The sequence below is a fragment of the Streptomyces sp. SID14436 genome (assembly GCF_010548465.1).
In the GTDB taxonomy this organism is placed as follows: domain Bacteria; phylum Actinomycetota; class Actinomycetes; order Streptomycetales; family Streptomycetaceae; genus Streptomyces.
On record NZ_JAAGMD010000757.1, the window covers coordinates 1 to 3,086 of the forward strand.

Below are 3,086 nucleotides of genomic sequence, written 5' to 3' on the forward strand. Positions count from 1 at the left end.
CGCGCCCCGCGCCCGCCGCCGGCACCCCGGCCGCCGACGAACCCGTCGCCGTGGTGGGCACGGCCTGCCGGCTGCCCGGCGGTGCCGACGACCCGGAGTCCCTGTGGCGGCTGCTCGCCGAGGGCCGGGACGCGATCGGACCGTTCCCGTCCGGGCGCTGGGACGTGGAGTCGCTGTACGACCCCGACCCCGACACCCCCGGCACGTCCTACGTCCGCGAGGGCGGCTTCCTGGACGACATCGAGTCCTTCGACGCGGCCTTCTTCGGCATCACCCCCAAGGAGGCCGCCGCCATGGACCCCCAGCAGCGGCTGCTGCTGGAAACGGCGTGGGAGGCGCTGGAACGCGCCGGGATCGTGCCCGGCGACCTGGAGGGCGGCACGGCGGGCGTGTACGTCGGCATGTTCGGCAGCGACTACCTGGCGGGCTCCCGGCTGGACCAGCTCGACGGCTACGTCGGCACCGGCTCCGCGCTCAGCGTGGCCTCCGGCCGGCTCGCCTACACCCTCGGGCTGCACGGCCCGGCGATGACCGTGGACACCGCCTGCTCCTCCTCCCTCGTGGCGACGCACCTCGCCGTGCAGGCGCTGCGCTCCGGGGAGTGCGACCTGGCGCTCGCGGGCGGCGCCACCCTGATGGTGACCCCGCAGACCTTCGTCGAGTTCAGCCGCCTGCGGGGCCTGTCCCCGACCGGCCGCTGCCGCTCCTTCTCCGACGGCGCCGACGGCGCCGTGTGGGCGGAGGGCGCCGGCATGGTCGTCCTGAAGCGGCTCGGCGACGCGCACCGCGACGGCGACCGGGTGCTCGCCGTGCTGCGCGGCACCGCCGTCAACCAGGACGGCCGCAGCCAGGGCCTGTCGGCGCCCCACGGCCCGGCCCAGGAACAGGTGATCCGGCGCGCGCTGGAACGGTCCGGCCTGCGGCCCGGCGACATCGACCACATCGAGGCCCACGGGACCGGCACCACCCTCGGCGACCCGATCGAGGCGCACGCCCTGGCGCAGGTGTTCGGCGACGACCGCCCCGCCGGCCGCCCCCTCCACCTCGGCTCGCTCAAGTCCAACATCGGCCATGTGCAGGCCGCGTCGGGCATCGCGGGACTCATCAAGGTCGTCGAGTCGCTGCGGCACGAGACCCTGCCGCGCAGTCTGCACGCCGGCACACCCACCCGGCACGTCGACTGGGACGGCAGCGGACTGCACCTGCTGCGCGAGCCCGTGGCCTGGCCGCGGGGCGAGCGGGTCCGGCGGGCCGGGGTCAGCGCCTTCGGCATCAGCGGCACCAACGCGCACGTCGTCGTCGAGGAGGCGCCGCCCGCCCCCGCCGCAACGGACACCGCAGCGGCACCGCCCGTGCCGGGCCACGGCCTGTTCCTGCTGTCCGCGCGCAGCGAGCCCGCCCTGCGCGGCCAGGCCGCGCGGCTGGCCCGCCACCTCGACGACGGCACGCCGCTGACCGACGTGGCCCACACCCTGGCCCGGCACCGCGGCCACTTCGAGTGGCGCGCCGGGCCGGTCGCCGGCGACCGGGACGAACTCCTCGCCCTCCTCGACGCGTTGGCGAGCGGACGCATGCCGGTGTCCCCGGTCACCGCCGACCCGGCGGGCAAGGTGGCCTTCGTGTTCGCCGGACACGGCGGGCAGTGGCCCGGCATGGGCCTCGAACTGATGGGCCAGTCACCGCAGTTCCGCGACGAACTGCACCGCGTCGACGAGGCCGTGCGGCGGCACGCCGGCTGGTCGGTGCTCAATGTGCTGCGCGCACCGGAGGAGTTCTCCCCGCTGGAACGCACCGAATACCTCCAGCCGGTGCTGTTCGCCGTCAACGCGGCGCTGGCCGCCGCCTGGCGCGCCCTCGGCGTCCGCCCGGACGCGGTCGCCGGCCACAGCCTCGGCGAGATCGCCGCCGCGTACACCGCGGGCGCCCTGGACCTCGACGACGCGGTCACCGTGGTGACCGCCCGCGCCCACGCCGTCGTCCCGCACGTCGGACACGGCGGCATGCTGGCCGTGGAGCTGCCGCCCGACGAGGTCGGCGACCTGCTGTCCGCCGCCGGCGGACGGCTGTTCGTCGCCGCCGTCAACGGCCCGCGCTCCACGGCGGTCTCCGGCGAGTCCGGCGCGCTCGCCGAACTGCGCGGCCGGCTGGAGGAGCGGGGCGTCACCGTGCGCCCGCTGTCGACCCCGTTCGCCTCGCACACCCCGCTGATGGAACCGCTGCGCGACGAACTCCTGGCACGCTTCGGCGACATCCGGCCCACCCCGTCCGACGTCCCGCTCTACTCCGCCGTCCTCGCCGAGCGCGTCCCCGGCGAACGCCTCGACGCCGCCCACTGGTTCGACAACCTGCGCCGGCCCGTCCGGTTCGCCGACACCGTCCGCCGCCTGCTCGACGACGGCTACCGCCACTTCGTCGAACTCAGCCCGCACCCCTCGCTCACCGGCTCCGTCGAAGCGGTGGCCGCCGACGCCGGCATCGCCGTGTCCGCCGTCGGGTCGCTGCGGCGCCAGCAGGACGGCCGGAACGTGCTGCTGCGCCGGGCCGGTGACCTGTACGCGGGCGGACACACCCCCGACCCGGCGGTCCTGTTCCCGGCCGGCCGGCCCACCGTCCTGCCGACCTACGCCTTCGCCCGGTCCCGCCACTGGCTCGCCCCCGCCCCGGCCGCCGCACCCGGCACCCCGCCCCTGCTCGGCACCCACGTCGAGGCCGCCGACGAGCCCGGACGGCACCTGTTCCAGACCGAGATCGACCTGCGCGACAGCCGGTTCGCCTACCTGGCCGACCACCGGGTCGGCGGTGAGGTCTGGCTGCCCGCCGCCGCCTTCCTGGAAGCCGTCCTGGAGGCCGCCGCCGCGCTCGATTCCGGCGCCGGCGCCGAACTGACCGACATCGCCTTCCTGCGCCCGCTGCGCCTGCCCGACGACGGGCCGGTACGGCTCCAGCTGGTCCTGCGGCCCGCCGAGGACGGCGTCCGCGACGTCACCGTCCTCGCCGCGGCCCCCGGCGCCCGCTGGCACCAGCACCTCACCGGACGCCTCCGCACCGGGCCCCCGCCGGCCCCGGCGGACCGCGAACCGCCCGCC

Annotated in this window: 1 protein-coding gene; it reads left to right on the top strand. The window is 76.7% G+C overall.

What is annotated here, in order from left to right; genetic code table 11:
• On the top strand, positions 1-3,086 hold a 3,086-nt coding region (locus G3I53_RS27515; protein ID WP_164438892.1), incomplete at both ends, for a type I polyketide synthase.